The organism is Pseudomonas saponiphila (genome assembly GCF_900105185.1).
Lineage (GTDB): Bacteria > Pseudomonadota > Gammaproteobacteria > Pseudomonadales > Pseudomonadaceae > Aquipseudomonas > Aquipseudomonas saponiphila.
Map to the genome: position 1 here is coordinate 2,365,839 of NZ_FNTJ01000001.1, position 16,696 is coordinate 2,382,534.

At 55.3% G+C, this 16,696-nt stretch carries 25 protein-coding genes; 15 read left to right on the plus strand and 10 right to left on the minus strand.

Annotated elements, in window-relative coordinates; genetic code table 11:
* Positions 1-133: 133 nt before the first annotated feature.
* The 4 genes from BLV47_RS36160 to BLV47_RS11170 are packed head-to-tail and all read right to left on the minus strand — an operon-like array spanning position 134 to position 1,168.
* Positions 134-307, minus strand: coding sequence for a hypothetical protein (locus BLV47_RS36160; RefSeq protein WP_167365642.1), 174 nt, complete (start codon positions 305-307; stop codon positions 134-136).
* The gene (locus BLV47_RS11160) at positions 304-504 is read right to left on the minus strand and encodes a hypothetical protein (RefSeq protein ID WP_041118604.1); all 201 of its coding nucleotides are present in this window, start codon (positions 502-504) and stop codon (positions 304-306) included. The genes BLV47_RS36160 and BLV47_RS11160 overlap by 4 nt, the downstream gene beginning before the upstream one ends.
* The gene (locus BLV47_RS11165) at positions 501-692 is read right to left on the minus strand and encodes a hypothetical protein (protein ID WP_092313370.1); all 192 of its coding nucleotides are present in this window, start codon (positions 690-692) and stop codon (positions 501-503) included. The genes BLV47_RS11160 and BLV47_RS11165 overlap by 4 nt, the downstream gene beginning before the upstream one ends.
* Positions 689-1,168, minus strand: a complete 480-nt coding sequence (locus tag BLV47_RS11170) for a hypothetical protein (RefSeq protein WP_244168861.1) — start codon at positions 1,166-1,168, stop codon at positions 689-691. The genes BLV47_RS11165 and BLV47_RS11170 overlap by 4 nt, the downstream gene beginning before the upstream one ends.
* Positions 1,169-1,426: 258 nt before the next feature.
* Here BLV47_RS11170 and BLV47_RS36845 point away from each other — a divergent pair, with 258 nt between their 5' ends.
* Positions 1,427-1,600 carry a hypothetical protein gene (locus BLV47_RS36845; protein WP_167365643.1) on the plus strand — a complete coding sequence of 58 codons (174 nt, stop codon included), beginning with the start codon at positions 1,427-1,429 and terminating at the stop codon, positions 1,598-1,600.
* A 71-nt stretch (positions 1,601-1,671) separates the two neighbouring features.
* Here BLV47_RS36845 and BLV47_RS11180 read toward each other — a convergent pair whose 3' ends face one another.
* The 6 genes from BLV47_RS11180 to BLV47_RS11200 form a co-directional block, all read right to left on the minus strand.
* Positions 1,672-2,523 carry a ParB/RepB/Spo0J family partition protein gene (locus BLV47_RS11180; protein ID WP_092313379.1) on the minus strand — a complete coding sequence of 284 codons (852 nt, stop codon included), beginning with the start codon at positions 2,521-2,523 and terminating at the stop codon, positions 1,672-1,674.
* 811 nt (positions 2,524-3,334) lie between these two features.
* Positions 3,335-4,168, minus strand: a complete 834-nt coding sequence (locus BLV47_RS11190) for a hypothetical protein (protein WP_092313385.1) — start codon at positions 4,166-4,168, stop codon at positions 3,335-3,337.
* Between the two features lie 147 nt (positions 4,169-4,315).
* The gene (locus BLV47_RS35325; RefSeq protein WP_143038259.1) at positions 4,316-5,539 is read right to left on the minus strand and encodes a hypothetical protein; all 1,224 of its coding nucleotides are present in this window, start codon (positions 5,537-5,539) and stop codon (positions 4,316-4,318) included.
* A gap of 3 nt (positions 5,540-5,542) precedes the next feature.
* The gene (locus BLV47_RS11195; RefSeq protein ID WP_092313388.1) at positions 5,543-6,685 is read right to left on the minus strand and encodes a nucleoid-associated protein; all 1,143 of its coding nucleotides are present in this window, start codon (positions 6,683-6,685) and stop codon (positions 5,543-5,545) included.
* 47 nt (positions 6,686-6,732) lie between these two features.
* Positions 6,733-7,161: a hypothetical protein gene (locus tag BLV47_RS35330; protein WP_143038260.1), complete on the minus strand. Its 429-nt coding sequence runs from the start codon at positions 7,159-7,161 to the stop codon at positions 6,733-6,735.
* 27 nt (positions 7,162-7,188) lie between these two features.
* Positions 7,189-7,920 carry an XRE family transcriptional regulator gene (locus tag BLV47_RS11200; RefSeq protein ID WP_092313391.1) on the minus strand — a complete coding sequence of 244 codons (732 nt, stop codon included), beginning with the start codon at positions 7,918-7,920 and terminating at the stop codon, positions 7,189-7,191.
* 389 nt (positions 7,921-8,309) lie between these two features.
* On the opposite strand from BLV47_RS11200, the gene BLV47_RS11210 reads away from it, so the two are divergent.
* From BLV47_RS11210 to BLV47_RS11270, 14 genes are all read left to right on the plus strand, one after another.
* A complete protein-coding gene (locus BLV47_RS11210) occupies positions 8,310-8,732 on the plus strand; it encodes a phage regulatory CII family protein (protein WP_092313393.1) in 423 nt (140 codons plus the stop codon).
* Between the two features lie 2 nt (positions 8,733-8,734).
* Positions 8,735-9,139: a hypothetical protein gene (locus BLV47_RS35335; protein ID WP_143038261.1), complete on the plus strand. Its 405-nt coding sequence runs from the start codon at positions 8,735-8,737 to the stop codon at positions 9,137-9,139.
* Complete coding sequence (locus BLV47_RS35340; protein WP_143038262.1) at positions 9,129-9,581, plus strand: hypothetical protein; 453 nt, start codon at positions 9,129-9,131, stop codon at positions 9,579-9,581. The genes BLV47_RS35335 and BLV47_RS35340 overlap by 11 nt, the downstream gene beginning before the upstream one ends.
* An 83-nt stretch (positions 9,582-9,664) precedes the next feature.
* Positions 9,665-10,387, plus strand: a complete 723-nt coding sequence (locus BLV47_RS11220; RefSeq protein WP_092317161.1) for a Rha family transcriptional regulator — start codon at positions 9,665-9,667, stop codon at positions 10,385-10,387.
* Positions 10,384-11,286, plus strand: coding sequence for a helix-turn-helix domain-containing protein (locus BLV47_RS11225; RefSeq protein ID WP_092317158.1), 903 nt, complete (start codon positions 10,384-10,386; stop codon positions 11,284-11,286). The genes BLV47_RS11220 and BLV47_RS11225 overlap by 4 nt, the downstream gene beginning before the upstream one ends.
* Positions 11,276-12,061, plus strand: a complete 786-nt coding sequence (locus BLV47_RS11230) for a hypothetical protein (protein ID WP_092313395.1) — start codon at positions 11,276-11,278, stop codon at positions 12,059-12,061. The genes BLV47_RS11225 and BLV47_RS11230 overlap by 11 nt, the downstream gene beginning before the upstream one ends.
* Positions 12,054-12,641 carry a DUF1367 family protein gene (locus BLV47_RS11235; RefSeq protein WP_092313397.1) on the plus strand — a complete coding sequence of 196 codons (588 nt, stop codon included), beginning with the start codon at positions 12,054-12,056 and terminating at the stop codon, positions 12,639-12,641. Before BLV47_RS11230 ends, BLV47_RS11235 begins: the two co-directional genes overlap by 8 nt.
* Complete coding sequence (locus BLV47_RS11240; protein WP_092313400.1) at positions 12,638-13,249, plus strand: recombination protein NinG; 612 nt, start codon at positions 12,638-12,640, stop codon at positions 13,247-13,249. Before BLV47_RS11235 ends, BLV47_RS11240 begins: the two co-directional genes overlap by 4 nt.
* Complete coding sequence (locus tag BLV47_RS11245; RefSeq protein WP_092313403.1) at positions 13,246-13,941, plus strand: hypothetical protein; 696 nt, start codon at positions 13,246-13,248, stop codon at positions 13,939-13,941. The genes BLV47_RS11240 and BLV47_RS11245 overlap by 4 nt, the downstream gene beginning before the upstream one ends.
* A 281-nt stretch (positions 13,942-14,222) precedes the next feature.
* On the plus strand, positions 14,223-14,726 hold the full coding sequence (locus BLV47_RS11250) for an SHOCT domain-containing protein (RefSeq protein WP_092313405.1): 504 nt from the start codon (positions 14,223-14,225) through the stop codon (positions 14,724-14,726).
* 83 nt (positions 14,727-14,809) lie between these two features.
* On the plus strand, positions 14,810-15,133 hold the full coding sequence (locus BLV47_RS11255; RefSeq protein ID WP_011062053.1) for a phage holin, lambda family: 324 nt from the start codon (positions 14,810-14,812) through the stop codon (positions 15,131-15,133).
* Between the two features lie 57 nt (positions 15,134-15,190).
* Positions 15,191-15,421, plus strand: a complete 231-nt coding sequence (locus BLV47_RS11260) for an Acb2/Tad1 domain-containing protein (protein ID WP_092313408.1) — start codon at positions 15,191-15,193, stop codon at positions 15,419-15,421.
* Positions 15,421-15,609 carry a hypothetical protein gene (locus tag BLV47_RS11265; RefSeq protein WP_092313410.1) on the plus strand — a complete coding sequence of 63 codons (189 nt, stop codon included), beginning with the start codon at positions 15,421-15,423 and terminating at the stop codon, positions 15,607-15,609. Before BLV47_RS11260 ends, BLV47_RS11265 begins: the two co-directional genes overlap by 1 nt.
* A 460-nt stretch (positions 15,610-16,069) precedes the next feature.
* The gene (locus tag BLV47_RS11270) at positions 16,070-16,693 is read left to right on the plus strand and encodes a putative metallopeptidase (protein ID WP_092317164.1); all 624 of its coding nucleotides are present in this window, start codon (positions 16,070-16,072) and stop codon (positions 16,691-16,693) included.
* Positions 16,694-16,696: the final 3 nt, after the last annotated feature.

Below are 16,696 nucleotides of genomic sequence, written 5' to 3' on the forward strand. Positions count from 1 at the left end.
CTCCCGCCGCGCAGGTGCGCAGCTTTGAAAGATGTGAGTTATTGGGTGAGGTGATCGGCGAGGGTGCTGATCAGCATTGCGGCGGTGCAGAGCGCGAGGGCAGGGAAGGAGCTACGCCAGTAGAGAAACGCGATCACGACTCGACCAGCGAGAGCAGGCGCTCGCCCAGGGTGATCTTGGCATTGGCCTGTTCCTTTCTGATCCCTGTGAGCTCTGCAACCTCTGAGAGAGAAAGGCCTTCGCGCCTAAGTTTTGCGCAGCGGATCGCCAACTGCTGCCCGCGCTTGTGTGCGCCGGCGCCGCTCATTGCCGTTGCTCCAACTGAGCCACGCGATAGCGCAGAACCTGCAGCACCCGGCCGCGGTAACCTGGCTCTGCATACTGTTCAACTGGCGGCCCGAAGAAGCCCCGGCGCTCGGCCAGGCTGTAGGCATCACGCAGGTTGTGGGCGGTAATGTCTTCCAGTTGCTCCTCGATGAGCGACTTGACTGGGGAAGTGGTCATTCTGCCTCCTTGCGCCGGTGACAGGCTTCCATCAGGCGCTTGCAGTAGTGAGTGAATTCGTCAGTGGTGATTGCCCCGTCAGTGAGCAGGCGGGTGATCAGTCCCTGCACCAGGACATCGATGTCGGACTGGCTGTTGGGATCGGCAACGCCTTCGAGGGCTTGGTCGATGAGGATGTGAGGGCTCAAAACCCGCACTCCTGCTCTAGGCGCGCCTGCTCCTGTTCAAAGGCCACCGCGGCCTCTGCGTGAGGCTTCAAAAGCTCAAGCGCGATGTCCTTCAAGGCTGATTTCTTACCCAGCAGGTACACCGCCAGATCCATCAGGAGCCCCGAGCTGCGAAAGCCCATGGCATTGATCACCAGCTGGCCGAAAGCGTCTTGTTGGTCCTCACCGTCGATCTGGCGCTGGTTCAGGTGGTCCTGCACGGCCCTTGCAAAGTCGGCCTGGGTGACCTCGCCGCGCTCTGAAAGTTGGTAGCCCCAGGAAATCCGGTAACCCATCAGCAGGCGCTCGGCGTTCGCTTCAAGCCATTCCGATTCGGCCAGGTCGTCATCGCTCACCGGTGGCGGCATACGGTTGTCGTATTCGAGCTGAGCCTTGCGTAGTGCTGACATGATTGCCTCCAGAGTGGCGGGTGCTGGTCCAACAAAACTCGGATGCACTCATCCGCTCCGCTGGTTGCCGATGGGCGCGGAGGTAAGTGCATGCGGGTGGTGTCGGAGGGGGCGATATTTACTTTTCGCCAATGAATTTCTGAACCTATTTGCAGTCAAATATCCTGCCCTTACTGGCTTTCAGGACATTCAAAATGAAGCGCGCTGCAATCGTTCTTTTGGCTCTATCAGGCTCCCTTTTGTTGGGAGGTTGCGTGCCTGTCTGGGACGACGGAGGAGGGTACGGTCGTGATCGTTATAGGGGCTATGATCACGATCGGAGATATGACCAGGGCGATGACAACGATCAGGGTTATTACCATAGGCATGATCGCCGCGATGGTGATCGATGGCGTGATCGCAATCGCGATCATGATGACAGGGACGACTGATCAGCTTAAGGCTCACAAGCAGATCTCCTACGAACTCTGGTGCTGGTGAGCGCCAGGGTTCGGGCAGTTAACGACAGGCTGGCGTGGCCCTAGTTGCTGGCTGGGGATGCAATTGAATTGCTAAGCAGATTCGCTCACTGCACTCTGGAGCTTCAGGATCAGTGCTGTAGGAAGGCTGATCTCTGGCCCTGAACTATCCAGGCAACCATGAGGCAATGCTTTAAAGATTTCCTGTGCTGCTGCACGTATCGCTTCGAGCCGTTGACGGGAAGTTGTAGGGCCGCGCATCGATCCCGCAGTCACCTTGGACTTGCCGGTGGCCTTGGCCTTTTGCAGCTCGCCGCCGAGCACTTTGCCTGCTTCCTCGCCATGCTGACGCAGTACCTGCACCGCCGTTGTAGCGGACACTTGGCCGGAAGCGACCAGCTGTTGAACGTCGGTATTGGCGTTGCCGAGCGTCATTACTTGTTCGACGTGTTGGCGGGTCTTGCCGACCTTCTTGGCGATCTGATCAGACGTCCAGCCAAATGCGGTGAGCCGCTTGTAGCCGTCGGCCAGCTCAAGAGGGGAGAGCTTCTTTCCTTCCTGGCTGGTGATGACCCTTGCTACCCGTTCGGCGTCGTTGCCCTCGAAAGGAACAATCGAGATCCAGGCCTCCAGGCGTTCGGGGTCATCCTTGCTCGGCACTCTTGGAAGGCGACCTGCCTGATCCAGTTTCAAGTAGGCGCGGCGACGGCGGTGGCCATCGACAACCCACATGCCACCTTCTGCGCGGGGCCTGACCTCCAGTGCCGGAATCTGGCCGCCGGCGAAGATGAACTCAGCCAGGGCATTGATGCTTTCCTCCAGTTCCTCACCTTCAGCACGAAGGTTGAAGCCGGGCTCTTCGTGGAGATCTTCCAGGCGGGCCTTCATCGCGTCAGCACGCTTCAGGTCCCCGTCCTTGATCATTTGCTTGAAAGACTTGGCCATGCAATTTATTTCCAGGTGATTGACTCTCCATCTGGCCCTGTTGCCAAGGCCAGCCTGTAAAGTCTGTTTTTCACTTGCCAGTCGCCGCTGAAGCAGCTTTGGCTTCGACCTCTTCATCGAATGAGCAGAGGTGTGGAGCCTCTCGGTACAAGCTCAGCAAGCGCTCACCCTCATTAGTTGACCAGGTATCGCGCGCTAGCTTCAGTTCGGCGTCAGTGGCATAGCTCTCGATAGCCACTTCAATGACTGCGGTGAGAGAACGCCGCTGATTTCGCCCCATTACATCCAAGAGGTGCCGCGTTCGCGGACTTACGCGAGCAGCAATTGCTTCTGTCTTTGTGGTCCTACCGATTCTTTTGGCCATGCCTTTCTCCGGTTGTCATCCCAAAGCCCGCTCAATGAACGGGCTTCAGTGATGCTTTCCTGCTTTCTCGCGCCTCCTACCGGGTCATTCGCCAGTTCGGTCAACACCTCGTCCGCCGTCGCAGTTCTGCGCGTTGGTAGCCTTTCGGGGCTATCGGATCGCCGGTCGCCAGTAGTGGCAGCGCGTTTTTGTTCACCTGACTTTTTCTCGCCCCACAGGTGTGGCCGGGGCTGACCTCCCGGCGAATCGCTGGGTAATCGTTAATGGCGCAGGTTGTTAAAGAGCGGCGCGGCTTTCGCTGCTGGGCCGGGTTTGCATTGGCTTGGGAATAAATATAGGCATACCCATATTGTGTGTCAACGGGTATTCCCATATTATTGCTCGTACCCGTATTCATGGGTGAAAAAAAGCCCGCGCTGGGCGGGCTTGGATTAAGTTTTGCTGGTGTTATCTCGATGGCGATGGGGAGGCCCACCGCTTGAGGGTCCAATAGTTGAATTTGCCTAGATCAGGATTCTTCGAGTACTCGGACGCTCGCTTTATACCAATTTGCATGAGATCGTCACGCACCTGCAGTACCGTCCATGCAATATCTGCTTCTCCATCCCTCCGGAAAAAACAGTATTTGTCAGCAGTGATTTCTGCCCAAGCTGAGTACTCAGCCCGATTGTAATGATCCTGCGCGCGCTCAAAATCAGACAAAGACATGCAGCCGAATGCGCCAGAGCCAAGAATCACCTGTTCATCAGCCTTTGGTTCGTAGGCTTTTTTCTGAGGCTGGTTGATGGCGATCGGGGAAGCTTTGGTTAGGTGGTAAACAGCCGCGCTGATTATTACGCAGATGAGGGCGAAGCACAGGTATTTGAATTCGATGCTGGATTTCTTAGGAGAGTCCGGATCGTTAGGGCTCGCCGCTACGGCTGGGCTGGTCGGAGCTTCCAGTGATGGGTGGTTAGGTCTGCCTATTTCTGCAGCAACGTCAGCCCCGCAGTGCCTGCACTTGATGGCGGCATTCTTGATGGTTTCCGCGCAGGCGGGGCAGGGGCGGGTATCAGTTGCAGTGGTTGCTGACTGGGCAGAGCCTTTACCGCTGAGCAGCACCATAAGCAGGCCGGCGAGGGCGATCATCCCGCCGACAATGGTATGTAGTTGGCGATCAGCCATAAGCCCAAGATTGTTCACTCTGCCGCCAGATCCAGTAGCGACAGACACGTCCATGCTCAGTGCGAACACAGCCCAGCAAATGCCCACCACCAGGGCAAGCGTCCCAATTCCTTTCATTGGACTACTCCTCAAATAGGTCTGGAATTTTACCATTTGTCTTTAGTGTGGGACTGGACACATCAGGGGGGCGCATGGCTATCCCCTATGAAGGTTCAAGATCATCTAATAGTGGATGCACTCAGCGCAGGGGGCTGAATGGTCTGATTAGCACTGTTGAATCAGTTTCTCTACCCAGGAATTAATAGGTTCTTGGTACTTGAAATAGAGGACTATTATGGCGCCAATAGAAGGCGCAAAAGATAAGGCTGAGAACGCAATTAAGGTTGCCGAAACTACCTTTTTCTGTGTTCTGATATTTTTTATTGAGCTTTCTATTAGTCTTTGTAGATTTTTTGGATATGTTGTAAGTTTTTTTGAGAGATTGTCAAATGAGGCCTCAAGACTGTTGTTGAGCCTTTGAACGTTTAAGGCTTGATTTATCAGAATGCCGAAGATTATTAGAGAGGTTATAAATAGCCCAGTGGCTGCCACAGCTATTTCTAGTTTTCCTGTTGCCTTATTTAGAGCGAGGAGTGCTACAAGTGAAACTGGCAGAGCAAGAAGCTTTCCTGCAAGATCGCTAAAAGCAGAGCTTAGCTTTGTGCCGTAATCCAGTTCGGCCTGTGCAAATTCTTTTCTCGTTTTTTCGAATGAAAATGAATGGATATAAATCTGAAAGTTACGCCAGTAATTGTCAATGATTGAGTTCCATGAGTGAAGTATGTGCATGAATTTATTGCCCTGCTCTTCAGTCAGTGACTCCAAACACTCACAGATAGCGCCGTTCAGTATCGCTCGCCTTTCCTCTAGATGAATCCGGCCTTTGTGCTCTTCATTGGCAAGGCTATGGATTAATGAGGTTTTGTTCAGGGGGATGAATAAGATCTCTTTTGTGATTTTTGTTTGAATCACAATCGTTTTTGGAGGTTTGTTAGGTGCGGCTGGAGTGGAAAAAACTAGATTATAGAAGCTGCTTTGTGGGTGTTCGGATGCAGCAACTTTCGATAGGTCTTTGATTAGCTCGCAGACCTTTATAATTTTACTGTTAGAGTCGTTCGGTGATGTATCAAATGAAGCCCAGTCATCACTAATTACATAGAAATTTTTTAAATGGCTCCCGGTTCCCAGTGAGGGGGTTTTTTGAACTAGTAATTCAAAGTTTTCAAAGAAGCTGTTTTCGCCAGCAGAAACTACAGTGTACTCGAATGTTATCTCGGAATTAATTATTCGAGAGTAAGACATCTCGCCAAAGCTACTTGGTAATTCACGGACTCTGTTGTGTAGCTCTAGTAGTTCGCTTGTTGCCGGTCCCGAAAAGCTGAACGACCCTTCCGTATTAATGGGGGGTCTTCCGATTTTTCTATACAGTTCAACGACGGCTTCGAACATTTATCAATCGCTTCCAATGCGGCTATTTATTTCGTTCTCAATCATCCTCTTCATTGGGGCTGGGATGTCTGAGAAGGTCAAAGTTCCTTCTGATGAATTATAGCATACTATGCTGTCGGGGCTGGTGCTCAGCGCACTTCTATCAAACTGTGCTGACCATCTATTAGACTTCCCTTTTATCTTTGTTTTTCGATCAAGCACCGACTTGCTTACAGTGAATTCTGCTGGGATTTTACTTTCTTCGGAGTTTAGCGTTTCCGAAAGATCTTCAAGGATTGAAACGAGGTCTGCTTGTTCTGGAGGGATTGATGAGGAAGCTGCAGCGTGCAGCCCTTGCAGAGTTGCCTTTTGTTGGTCTTTCTGTTTTTGGGAGAGATATGCAATGACATTCTCTTTGGCTTGAGAGCTATATGGAGCTAGCTCAGTCTTGCCTCGAAAAAAGTCTTCAATGACATCAATTGAGTTTGAAGTGGCTCGTGTTGACGCAATCCCTGGGGTGCAGCCAAGTCCCTTGATAAAATATGCAGATGCTTCGCTGTCTCGCCCTTTGCTTATGAAGCAAAGGTATGTTTTATCTGTTGCCGTCTCATCATATTCGTCTTCTGATGTTTCGTCATCAGAGGGCGATGCAATCATCTCTGAAAATCTGGCAAGATTAATTCGGCATGCCTGATGGACTGCAGACATATCGATATCCACACTTTCTTCTGGTATATAGTCGGGTCCGAGGCGTAGGCCATTGCGTTGCTTAATATTGGCAATGAGAACAAATGGGATCGCTTCGCTGGTGTAATGTGCAAAAAGCGTATGCCCCCCGGTCGCGAAGGTTTCCGTTTTCGCCTGCTCGATTAGTTCGTCTAGTGCAATGTGAGTGAGAGTCTCAAATTCATCGGCATCTAAATTTCCAAGAAAGTGCTCTGCAGCACTCGGAAAACGACCTTGCCGATTATTATTTTCAAATTGTCCCCATACTACGTTGTTCCCTTTTTTTCCGAGGAGGCTGTTAATTCCTTCGGCAAGTGAGATAACGGTTGGTTTGCTTGGTTCAAAAAGTCCCTTTCTTATGACTTTACTATTGTCAACGGTTAGTGTGCCTTTTTCTTTTTCGAAAGAATGAATAACGGCATGTATGAGCTTAAAGGCCATGAATTATCCCTATATTGGCAGACGTGTTTCTGGTTTTTTGCCCTGAACTAAATTGGTTTGCATGCTTGGTTCAGTATGAGGCGTGTGCAATAGTATTCGTCGGAATATGTTGCTTTGTGCGTATATTCGTTGTCCGACATTGATTGCGGTGATGCAAGTGAATGGGATCTATTGCAAGCAACTTGCGTAATGCATTCGGTCTTGCTATCGATGCTCTTCCAGAAATAGCCAATCGCTTGGTGGAAATGTCCGTCGTCGCTAGGCTTGGCCGCGTTCAAACCCGTGGTCTTTGAGGTATTCGAGGGCGTTTTGATTTTTGTTGTAAGCCGGCACAGATCAGCTTTCTGCGGTGAGCTGACCTTGACGGTTTTTGATTTAGTCGGATCTGTAGCGGGAGATCCGCGAGTATTGCGCTTGATCATGGAGATCTGCGCTTGTTTTGTGCAATCTGGACATTTCCGTTCGTTAACTTCCATTGCTTCCTTCCTTGGAGCATCACGACATTATCGGGCAAACATCCCCCACCAGAACACATGACCCAGGATCGAGATCTGCTGCTCTTGGATCTCTTGGAACGTGTAGTCCTCATCTGGGTGTTCGTCGCGGTTGAAGCTGCGCAGTCGCAATCCGGTGGGCAGGCGGTAAACCTGCTTCACTCGCAACTGACCGTTATGGTTGATCGCATAGAGGTCGCCATCAACGATGTCGCCAAGCGAGTTCTTACCAGTGTTCACGCCGACTGTGGCGCCATCACGTAGCACGGGGAACATGCTGTTGCCGCGGGCGATCACGCACTTGGCATTGCTGAACTGCACATTGTTGCGGCGCAGATCGCTTTTGAAGAAGCGCAGCTTGGCGCTGTCGCTTTCCTCGATCACAAACCGGCCAGAGCCGGCTGCCAGCTCTACTTCGCGAAGGAAGGGGACGTAGACCTCATCGTCAGGGAGCGGGGTCGCGTCATCCCAGGTCTCGATGCTGGAGAGTTTGACGCCTGGCTGAGGGGGCGCTGATAGCTCTGCACTCGTGCCTTTTAGCATCTCTCCGACGCCTTCAGCGAGCCACATCGGGGAGACGCCGCACACCGACGCTATCTGAGCAGCAAAGGCGGTCGCCTTCGACTTGCCGCGCTCGAGGTCAGAAATTGAGGTTTGTGTGAGGCCAGCGCGCTCTGCAAGCTCGGTTTGATTGAGCTTGGCGTGTCTGCGGGCCGCTTTGAGTCTGTCTTTGAATTCCATCTTGCGAGTATTACGGGTGCTCCCATAGCCTTGCAAATCGGCATTCCCATAAATTAATATATGGGTATTCCCGTATGGAGGGGCGTCATGAACGCAATTTACAAGGGCCTCGTTGATTACTTCGGCACCCAGGAGGCCACTGCCGAATAGCTCAAGGTTGATCAAAGCACCGTTTCTGGTTGGGTTCGGGGGAAGCATGGCATGTCTCCGGTTATTGCTAAGCGAGCGGAGGCGTTGACCGAGGGTGCTTTCAAAAAAGAAAAGCTTTGTCCGTCGTTTCCATGGGCCGAGATGGCCGCCTAAGCGACATCCCTGTCCACTGATCCATTGAGCAAATGATCGCTTCTGCATCGGCAGGGCGCCACGGAAACAGAACTGAGGTTTTACGAATGGAAGATTTTCTGCGGTCCTGCCAGAGCGCCGTGCTGGACAACGAGGCGAAGGCGTTGGCCGCCAAGATGGGGGTTCCACATGTGAGCCTGCTGCAGCGCGCCAACCCAGACAACGATGCACACCACCTGACGGTTGAGCATCTGTTCGGGATCTTGCTTCACACCGGGGATATGCGGCCTCTGGTGGCACTGGCCAGTGAGTTTGGCTTTGACCTGGTGACTCGTACCGCGCCGAAGCCGCAGGCCCTGACCAAGTCACTGATCAGCGTTGGCAAGGAAGTGGCTGAACTGACTATCGCGGTACATGAGGCCCTGGATGACAACCACGTCAGTGCTTTTGAGAAATCCCAGATCCGCCAGGAGATCCAGCATGTGCGCCACAGCCTTGACGTGATGGATGCCTCGGTGAAGGCGGCGTAGTGATGAAAATCACCCAAAGCCAGGTCGTGCAGGTTTCCATTGCAGGCCGGCGCAGTCCTGCGAGCACGGAAATCATCCCCTCAATTACCGGATTGACCCTACCTGAGTTCTGGTTGGAGCTGTGGGGAGAGGATGGTGGTCAACGCTCGAAAATGGGCTATGCCAAGTTCGAGTTGGCTACTACCAATGTCACTGAAGGACTTGCTGAAGGTACGTACCAATTAGCGCAACTGTTGCCGGCAGACGCCCAACCCCCTCATCCAATAATTTCAATGTCAGGTGTTTTATGGCCTCGGCAGAGAGTCCTTTCAGACTTTGAACAAGGCGGCTCTTCTCTTCTGGCGGCGCATCGCTCTCAAGGATTTTCCTTTCTAGAAGCTCGCGAAGGGTGTCCTCATGAATCTTGATCGTGACCACTCCAAGGACTGCGCTAAGCCCTCCGTCATCGGCGAGAAAGTCCATTCCGGACTTCGTGCACTGAATACCGTTGTTGGTATGCAGGGCAAATCCATCACCAGTGAGTTCAATGCATTTTTTGATGAGGCCGTGCTCCGCCAGGTAGCAGAGATTTGCATCGACCCTCTCCTTTGTCTCCGCCGCGCCAAGATCGAAGTACAGGCCATGCGGGGCAGGGAACGGGTACGCCTCAGCTGCCGCCTCAAGAATCCGCTTCTGAAGCGCTCTATCCAATTTCATATGTCCGGCCTCCCAGGCCTTCTTGTGTGGATGCAGAAAGCTATCACGGATGCGCCGGACACCCAATTCACCCGCAACACCAAATCGCAGGCGAAAAAAAACCACCTGGCGGGGTGGTTCTTCGTACTGCAAATCAAAACGATCTGGAGCTGATTATGCAGACCCAATCCCACTCAAGCAATACCCCCACCAATATCGCGCCACGTTTTTCGCAATCTGAAAACGTGGCGCGGACTATGTCGTCCCGCGAAATTGCCGACCTGGTCAGTTCCCGCCACGACAAGGTCAAGCAATCCATCGAGCGCCTGGTAGATCGCGGTGTAATCGTCCAGCCCCCAATGGGGGATGAACAATTCCGTGACTCTCTTGGTCGCCCCCGGGCTGAGCGCGTCTATCACGTTGGCAAACGCGACAGCTTCGTAGTCGTCGCTCAGCTCAGCCCGGAGTTCACCGCGGCACTCGTTGATCGCTGGCAGGAACTGGAGGGGCAGGTTTCCCAGCCCCGCGAGCTATCCCGTATGGATCTGATCCAGTTGGCCTTTGAGGCTGAGCAGGCCCGACTTCAGTTGACGATTCAGGTCGAAGCCCAGGCCTCAAAAATCCACTCCTTGGAAAACCTGTTCAAGGAAGGCATGACCCACACCCAATTCTGCAAGGGCCTCAACGGGGTCAACGTCATGCAGGTGGGCAAGTACCTGGAGAGCCGGAACTGGCTCTACAACGAGAGCAAGACCGGCCTGCGCCTTCGTGTGGCCTCCTACGCCCGCGACAAGTACATGACCGAGCACCAGCACGAAGTCACTCCCCACGGCAAAGAGGCCTTCATTTCCTTCACGCCAGTCTTGCTCAGGAAGGGCGCGGTGCGCCTGTACGACCTGTACCTGGCCGGCGAGCTACCCATGAAGAAAACCTGGGACGGTCTGTTCACTCACGACAAGGCCCTGCGAGGTGCCGCGTGAGCATGGGCCTTATGGTCGCCGCGATGAAGATTCGCGTCGGCAATCCATTGCGCAAGCTGGTACTGATCAAGCTGGCCGACAACGCCAGCGATATGGGGGAGTGCTGGCCGTCCTATCAGCACATCGCCGACCAGTGCGAGATCAGCAAGCGCTCCGTCATGAACCACATCTCCGCCTTGTGTGAGGCGGGGCTGCTGCGTAAGGAAATTCGTAAGGGCGGCCCGAAGGGCAACTCGTCGAACGTCTACTTCCTGACCCTTGATGGTGGTGCACCTCCTGCACCAGGGGTAGTGCAGCAGATTCACCAGGGTAATGCAGCAGGTTCACCCCCTAGTGAATCTCCTGCACCAGAGGGTAGTGCAGGAGCTGCACCCAGAACCAGTCACTCTTCTGAACCAGTCAATGAACCGGTCACTGAACCAATTGCGCCCCAGGCTGCCGCCAAGGCCGCGATGGGGCAGGTCGTTCCATTCGCTACCCAGCAGCCGCGCTGTGAAATCCCGGCCGATATGCCGGGCCCCAAGGACCAGTCCTGCAAGACCTTCAAGGCCTGGGCCAACTATGCCATGGCCTACCGCAAACGCCACGGTGCATGGCCAGTGTGGAACGCCAAGGTCGCCGGGCAGCTGGGCCAGGTCATCGACCGCCTTGGCATTGACGTCGCACACCACGTCGCCGCGTATTTCCTGACCATCAACGACGCCAGGGTTGTTTCGAACATGCACAGCATCGGTGACCTGTTGGCTAAGGCCGAGGCGTACCACACCCAATGGGCCACCAATCGTCAGATGAACGGGACCACGGCTCGGCAGATCGAGCAGACCCAAACCAACTTCAGCGCCGCCGAGCAGGCCCTCGAAGCGCTTCGAGCCAGGAGAGCCGCAACTCATGCTGAATGACGCACAGCAAGACCAATTGCTCTTGTCCCTGTTTGCCACTGCCGAGGTTATGGGGCAGCAGCTCACCCAGGCTGCAGCACTGTTGATGGTCGAGGACCTGCGCGAATACACCGAGCCTGTGCTTACCGCGGCGCTTCGCAGCTGCCGTATCGAAGGTGGCCGACTCACGGTTGCAACGATCCTGAAGCATGCCCAGTCGGCAGATGGGCGCCCGGGAAAGGATGAGGCCTGGTCAATCGCCCTTACCGCTGCCGATGAGATCGAGACTGTGGTGATTACTTCGGAGATTCAACAGGCCATGACCGCCGCAACGCCCATCCTCAGGTTGGGCGACAAGGTGGGGGCTCGCATGGCCTTCATTGACGCATACGCGCGCCTGGTGAAGACCGCCCGAGCTGAAGCGGCCCCTGTGTCCTGGTCCGTGTCACTGGGTTTCGATCCAGGTCGCCGGGTTCTCGCTATCGAGTCTGCGGTCCGGATGCAGTTGATTACTCAGCAGGCCGGCACCCAGTACTTGGCCGACTTGCGCATCGCGCCGATCACCTCTGACGGCCAGGCCATAGCCGGTCTGCTCACTGGTTCCCCAGTTGAAGCATCACCCAGCCTGCGCAAGAAGATCGCCGAGGTTCGCGAGATTGTCGACGCGGCCAAGGCTCGGAATGAGCGCCTGCGCCTCAAGAAGGCCCAGGCGGCGCGAGTCGACATTTATCTGCGCAAGCGCAAGGCTCGAAAGGCCATCGCTGCCGCTCAATGCAAGGAGGCCAACCATGGCTGAACTCGCCCTTATTCGCACCGCCCAGGGCCTGGTACCGGCCACAGAGGCAGACCGTGAAACCATTCAGTGCTGGAAGGCTGGCCAGGTCATTCACGGCAAGTTCACCAAGATGAGGAACGCTCGATTCCACGGCAAGTTCTTCGCCATGCTGGATCTGGCCTGGGAATACTGGGAGCCGGTTGGCGGCCTGATCCCGCGCCAGGAGATGCGCGGCATCCGCGGCCTGGCCAAGTTCTTCGAAGCGCAAAACGGCAGGCCAGGACAGCTATCGAATGCGGTGGATGCCTACATCGCCGGGCTTGAGCAGGCCCGCGCCGAACGCTTCCCCTCAGTCGACAAATCCCGCGAAGCCTTTCGTGAGTGGGTGACCATCGAGGCCGGCCACTTCCACCTGGTGCGTACCCCCGACGGCGTCCGTAAAGAGGCCAGGTCCATCAGTTGGGCGAACATGGACGATACCCAGTTCGAGCCCCTGTACCGCGACGTCTTCAACGCCTGTTGGCGCCTGGTGTTGTCCGCGCACTTTGATACCGAGGGCGCCGCCCTGGCAGCAGCTGATCAGATTGGGAGCTTTGCATGAAGCGCACCCCACTGCAGCGCAAAACCCCACTCACGTCCGTAGGCAAGCGTCGCAAGCGCTGTCCATCTTGCCGGGCGATGTTCACGCCTGCGCGCGCCTTCCAGGCTGTATGTGGGGAGATCGAGTGCGCCATCGCTCATGGCCAGTCGGAGAGGGGGCGGGCAAGCGCCCGGAAAGCCCTGGCTGATGTTGAGCGCCGGGAGGTCAAAGTCCGCAAGGAGGAGCTGAAGAGTAGGGCGGACCACCTCCGGGAAGCCCAGGCCGTGTTCAACGAATGGGTACGCCTGCGCGACGCCGATCTGCCTTGTGTCAGCTGCGGGCGGCACCACGACGGCCAATACCACGCTGGCCACTATCGCACCGTAGGTGCGAACCCAGAAATTCGCTTCGAGCCTTTGAACGTCTGGAAGCAGTGCGCCCCGTGCAACACGCACCTGTCCGGCAACTTGGTGAACTACCGGCTTTCGCTCCTGCTGCGAATCGGCGCCGAGAAGTTGGCCTGGCTGGAGGGGCCACATCCAGTACGCAAGTACACCATCGAAGAGGTCAAGGCCATCAAGGCCGACTACCGCGAAAAAATCAAAGAACTGAAGAGGGCTGCAGCATGATCTACCCAGGCGTTCTAAGCGCAGTTGTTTCGGCCCTCGCCGCCGAAGCTATCGACAACACCAGCAAGCAGGCATGGCAGAAACTGTACAACTCGGCCGATGAGGAGGAGGGCGGTGATCTGGCCACCCTGGTTCGCTCCCGCGGAGCAGAAACCATCGACCGTACCCAGGTGGATTGCTGGGTATCGGCCAGACTGCACCATGGACTAGAGCCTAAATACTGGAATGCGCTTATGGCCAAGTACAGCACCCACAAGGGGCGGAAGGTGCAAGCCATCTCGGCATTGCAGGCTCTGATCAGCACCCCGGCACCGAAGCTATTCCTGTTCAAGGCGACCACCGCCTGGGCCATTCCCCAGCTCAAGGGGGCGCGGCAGAAGGTGGCGACGTCCGTGTCGGTCGAGATCCCGCTTGATGCACCGGCGTGGCGCCGGGAGTCGATGGTGAAGGCGGCAGTGGCGGCCGGCCGGGCCAAGGCGAAGAAGGACGAAAGCCGATCCGCCGACATGATCGTGTTGAAAGACAGCTTCTACGACATGAACACCTGGGACAACGACGGCACGCCTGAGCGAACCAGGAGAGAGTGGAGGCAGAAGATCTTCGCGGCACTCGATGCTTTGATTGATGAATCACTGGTCGAGGCCGGTCACATTATTCGGGATGAAGGGCTTCTTTTGAGTGATGCCGCATAAAGACGAAATAGCGTGTTGACATCAATCCGCCGTTCCGCCATCATTTTATACATCCTGTCATTCCTGCGCGTATCGAGGAGTGACAAGCAAAACCCGGCCAACGTGTCGGGTTTTTTTATGCCTGAAATTCGCCGCCATAGCTTCAGCGGTAGAGCAGCCGCCATGTAAGCGGATGAGCTAAGTCGGTAGTGGCGCCTAGCGTAGGGTAGTGGCTTTTTGCTGGCAGGGCTTTGGGCTCTTGGATATGATCCGGCAAAGGGTCAATCACAAGGAGCTTCGAAGTGGCTGATGAGTCGAAACATGTCGCAAAATTCAGGGCCAACCATCTTCAGAGCGGTGAGCAAATTGTCGCCTGGGGTGAAGGCTACATCGGCGAAATGATGGGCAAAGGGAAGGATGCTCAACACAACGGTGTATTGATCATCACTGGTTCCAGGGCGGCTTTTTACCGGAAGGGGCTCTTTGGCGAGGTCATCGAGACTATGCCTCTGAAGGGCATCACCTCCATCGAGCGGAAGTCTTTCATGGGACACCGTTCGCTCCGCCTGCATACGTCGCATGACGCGCTTGAGTTCAAGACCTTTAAGAAGGAAAAGGAACAGGCGTTATTTGACGCAATTGAAGAGGGCCGCCACGCAGGCGCTCAGCCGGCGGCTCCAGCAGCGCCCCCGGCAGGCGGTGACGCCATGGCAGCGCTAACTAAGCTGGGTGAGCTCAAGGCTGCCGGCGTGCTGACCGAGGAAGAATTCAGCGCCAAGAAAGCGGAACTGTTGGCTCGACTCTAAAACAGCGGCCATTTGTACCCAATAGAGCCTCGGCATTTGCCGGGGCTTTTTCATTTTCGCTCCCCGAAAGGGAGGAATCGAGTATGTCCAACATGCCAGAAAAGAACCCTGACCTGTGGGCGGCAGCACTGGCATGGTTTGCTGTGCATCAGCCACAGATCTATGCAGGTGGCACGGCTGCCATTGTTGCCGTTTTCCGCGTGATCTATGGCGGTGGCAGTGGTCGCAAGATGGTGCTCGAAGCCGTCATCTGCGGCCTGATTGGCTCTAGCCTTATCCCGCTGCTTGAATACTTCACGCTCCCGGCCAACCTGGCCACCTTCGCTGGCTGCATGGTCGGCTTTGTAGGGGTGGAGAAACTGCGGGACTACTCCGATCGCTTCATGAGCCGCAAGGCCGAGGGCTGATCCGCGCCACGTTTTCGAATGCGCCAAATCGTGGCGCGCAACTATGAGGAGTCACCTGTGGACCACCAGCACAAGAAGATCACCGGCTACCGTGATCTGAGCCAGTCCGAAATCGACGGCATGAACTCGATTAAGGCCCTGGAGGCGGATGCCGGCAAGCTGTTCAAGTGGATTGGCCAAATCGAGGGTGTCGACCCGCGGCTGCTAGCCCTGGCCAAGACCTACTTGCAGCAGGGTTTCATGTGGTTCGTGCGCTCGATCGCCAAACCCGCTGATCCTTTCAGCTGATGGGTAATGTCACGCGACTTCATCACGCGCTGCCGCTGAGCCAGGACATCAATAAAGCCCTGACCGAGCTGGATAGCGCGATCGCTAAGGCTATCGAGGATGCCAAGTCTGCCGGCCTGCCACAGGGCCTGGTCGTAGCATTGCTTCATGGCCAGGCACACTCGCAAGCCGTGATCATGGTGAACTAATAGTTGTTGCTTTTTTCCAAAAACTGCTTTGCGAATGTTTAGTTGCGGCGTGCTGATGAGGTAGCATTGCACGACCAGAAAGCATAGGAGTGGACGAACCTGGCAGAACGCAGCCTGCACGACGGCACCTGTAACAACGATCACTGGGAATAACGGCCCCGTGATTTTCACGCAGACCAATGTCAGTACATGCAAAAACCAGGTCGGGAGTTCAATTCTCCCTAGCGAAAACAAAAAAACATCACCTACTAAGAGCTCTCGGAGCACAAAGATGAAAAAACGAAACCGCAGCTTCAAATCGTTCCTTCGAAATGCTGCTGTGGGCGTCGTGATGTCGGGTTCGCTGCTGGGTGTAGACGGTGCACACTCCGTCCAGCCCTATGCTTTTTGATTTGATTTCAATTCTTGGCTGCATCCACGCATAGCCATATCTTGAGTTCACCGGGTGGGGGAGATGACCATTAATAGGCCATATCCACCAATCGCGATAACTGAGCTTTCTGAATTATCCGGCTTCGGCATCCGCCTGACTCCAGCCCCCGAAGTATGGGATTGGCTGAACTCCGAGATCCTGTCTGACACCGGTAGCATCCACAACGAAGACCATGCCCACTTACTGGATGCAGACATCCGGGTCATGTGGGCATCGTCGAGCTTCGAGAAGCAAGGCCGCACAGTCCTGGGCCAGGCCGAGCAGGTAGCGTTCCGCGCCGGAGGTTGGCAGAAAGCTCGGATGGAGCAACAGATGCGTGAATGGTTCGGTGATGTGCCGGCCTTCATCATCACCCTGGCTGCTGACTACAGTGCTCAGTGCTCCGACGCTGAATTCTGTGCACTGATCGAGCATGAGCTGTACCACATCGCCCAGGCGACCGATAAGTACGGCCAGCCAGCCTTCACCCAAGAAGGCGCGCCCAAGCTGAAGCTGCGTGGCCATGACGTCGAAGAGTTTGTCGGTGTGGTCCGCCGCTACGGTGCGAGTCGAGAAGTGCAGGCGCTGGTAGACGCTGCAAACAATCCTGCTGAGGTGGGGAAATTGAACATATCGAGGGCCTGCGGAACCTGTCTGCTCAAGTCGGCCTGATTT

Excerpts from the sequence above, each read along its gene's own strand:
- BLV47_RS11190 (WP_092313385.1), bottom strand. The coding sequence starts at position 4,168 with ATGAAAGGAATTGGGACGCTTGCCCTGGTGGTGGGCATTTGCTGGGCT.
- BLV47_RS35335 (WP_143038261.1), top strand. The coding sequence starts at position 8,735 with ATGAAAATCACCCAAAGCCAGGTCGTGCAGGTTTCCATTGCAGGCCGG.
- BLV47_RS11220 (WP_092317161.1), top strand. The coding sequence starts at position 9,665 with ATGTCGTCCCGCGAAATTGCCGACCTGGTCAGTTCCCGCCACGACAAG.
- BLV47_RS36160 (WP_167365642.1), bottom strand. The coding sequence starts at position 307 with ATGAGCGGCGCCGGCGCACACAAGCGCGGGCAGCAGTTGGCGATCCGC.
- BLV47_RS11235 (WP_092313397.1), top strand. The coding sequence starts at position 12,054 with ATGGCTGAACTCGCCCTTATTCGCACCGCCCAGGGCCTGGTACCGGCC.
- BLV47_RS11255 (WP_011062053.1), top strand. The coding sequence starts at position 14,810 with ATGTCCAACATGCCAGAAAAGAACCCTGACCTGTGGGCGGCAGCACTG.
- BLV47_RS11240 (WP_092313400.1), top strand. The coding sequence starts at position 12,638 with ATGAAGCGCACCCCACTGCAGCGCAAAACCCCACTCACGTCCGTAGGC.
- BLV47_RS35330 (WP_143038260.1), bottom strand. The coding sequence starts at position 7,161 with ATGGAAGTTAACGAACGGAAATGTCCAGATTGCACAAAACAAGCGCAG.
- BLV47_RS36845 (WP_167365643.1), top strand. The coding sequence starts at position 1,427 with ATGATCACGATCGGAGATATGACCAGGGCGATGACAACGATCAGGGTT.
- BLV47_RS11245 (WP_092313403.1), top strand. The coding sequence starts at position 13,246 with ATGATCTACCCAGGCGTTCTAAGCGCAGTTGTTTCGGCCCTCGCCGCC.
- BLV47_RS11160 (WP_041118604.1), bottom strand. The coding sequence starts at position 504 with ATGACCACTTCCCCAGTCAAGTCGCTCATCGAGGAGCAACTGGAAGAC.
- BLV47_RS11200 (WP_092313391.1), bottom strand. The coding sequence starts at position 7,920 with ATGGAATTCAAAGACAGACTCAAAGCGGCCCGCAGACACGCCAAGCTC.
- BLV47_RS11230 (WP_092313395.1), top strand. The coding sequence starts at position 11,276 with ATGCTGAATGACGCACAGCAAGACCAATTGCTCTTGTCCCTGTTTGCC.
- BLV47_RS35340 (WP_143038262.1), top strand. The coding sequence starts at position 9,129 with ATGAATCTTGATCGTGACCACTCCAAGGACTGCGCTAAGCCCTCCGTC.
- BLV47_RS11180 (WP_092313379.1), bottom strand. The coding sequence starts at position 2,523 with ATGGCCAAGTCTTTCAAGCAAATGATCAAGGACGGGGACCTGAAGCGT.
- BLV47_RS11265 (WP_092313410.1), top strand. The coding sequence starts at position 15,421 with ATGGGTAATGTCACGCGACTTCATCACGCGCTGCCGCTGAGCCAGGAC.
- BLV47_RS35325 (WP_143038259.1), bottom strand. The coding sequence starts at position 5,539 with ATGTTCGAAGCCGTCGTTGAACTGTATAGAAAAATCGGAAGACCCCCC.
- BLV47_RS11210 (WP_092313393.1), top strand. The coding sequence starts at position 8,310 with ATGGAAGATTTTCTGCGGTCCTGCCAGAGCGCCGTGCTGGACAACGAG.
- BLV47_RS11195 (WP_092313388.1), bottom strand. The coding sequence starts at position 6,685 with ATGGCCTTTAAGCTCATACATGCCGTTATTCATTCTTTCGAAAAAGAA.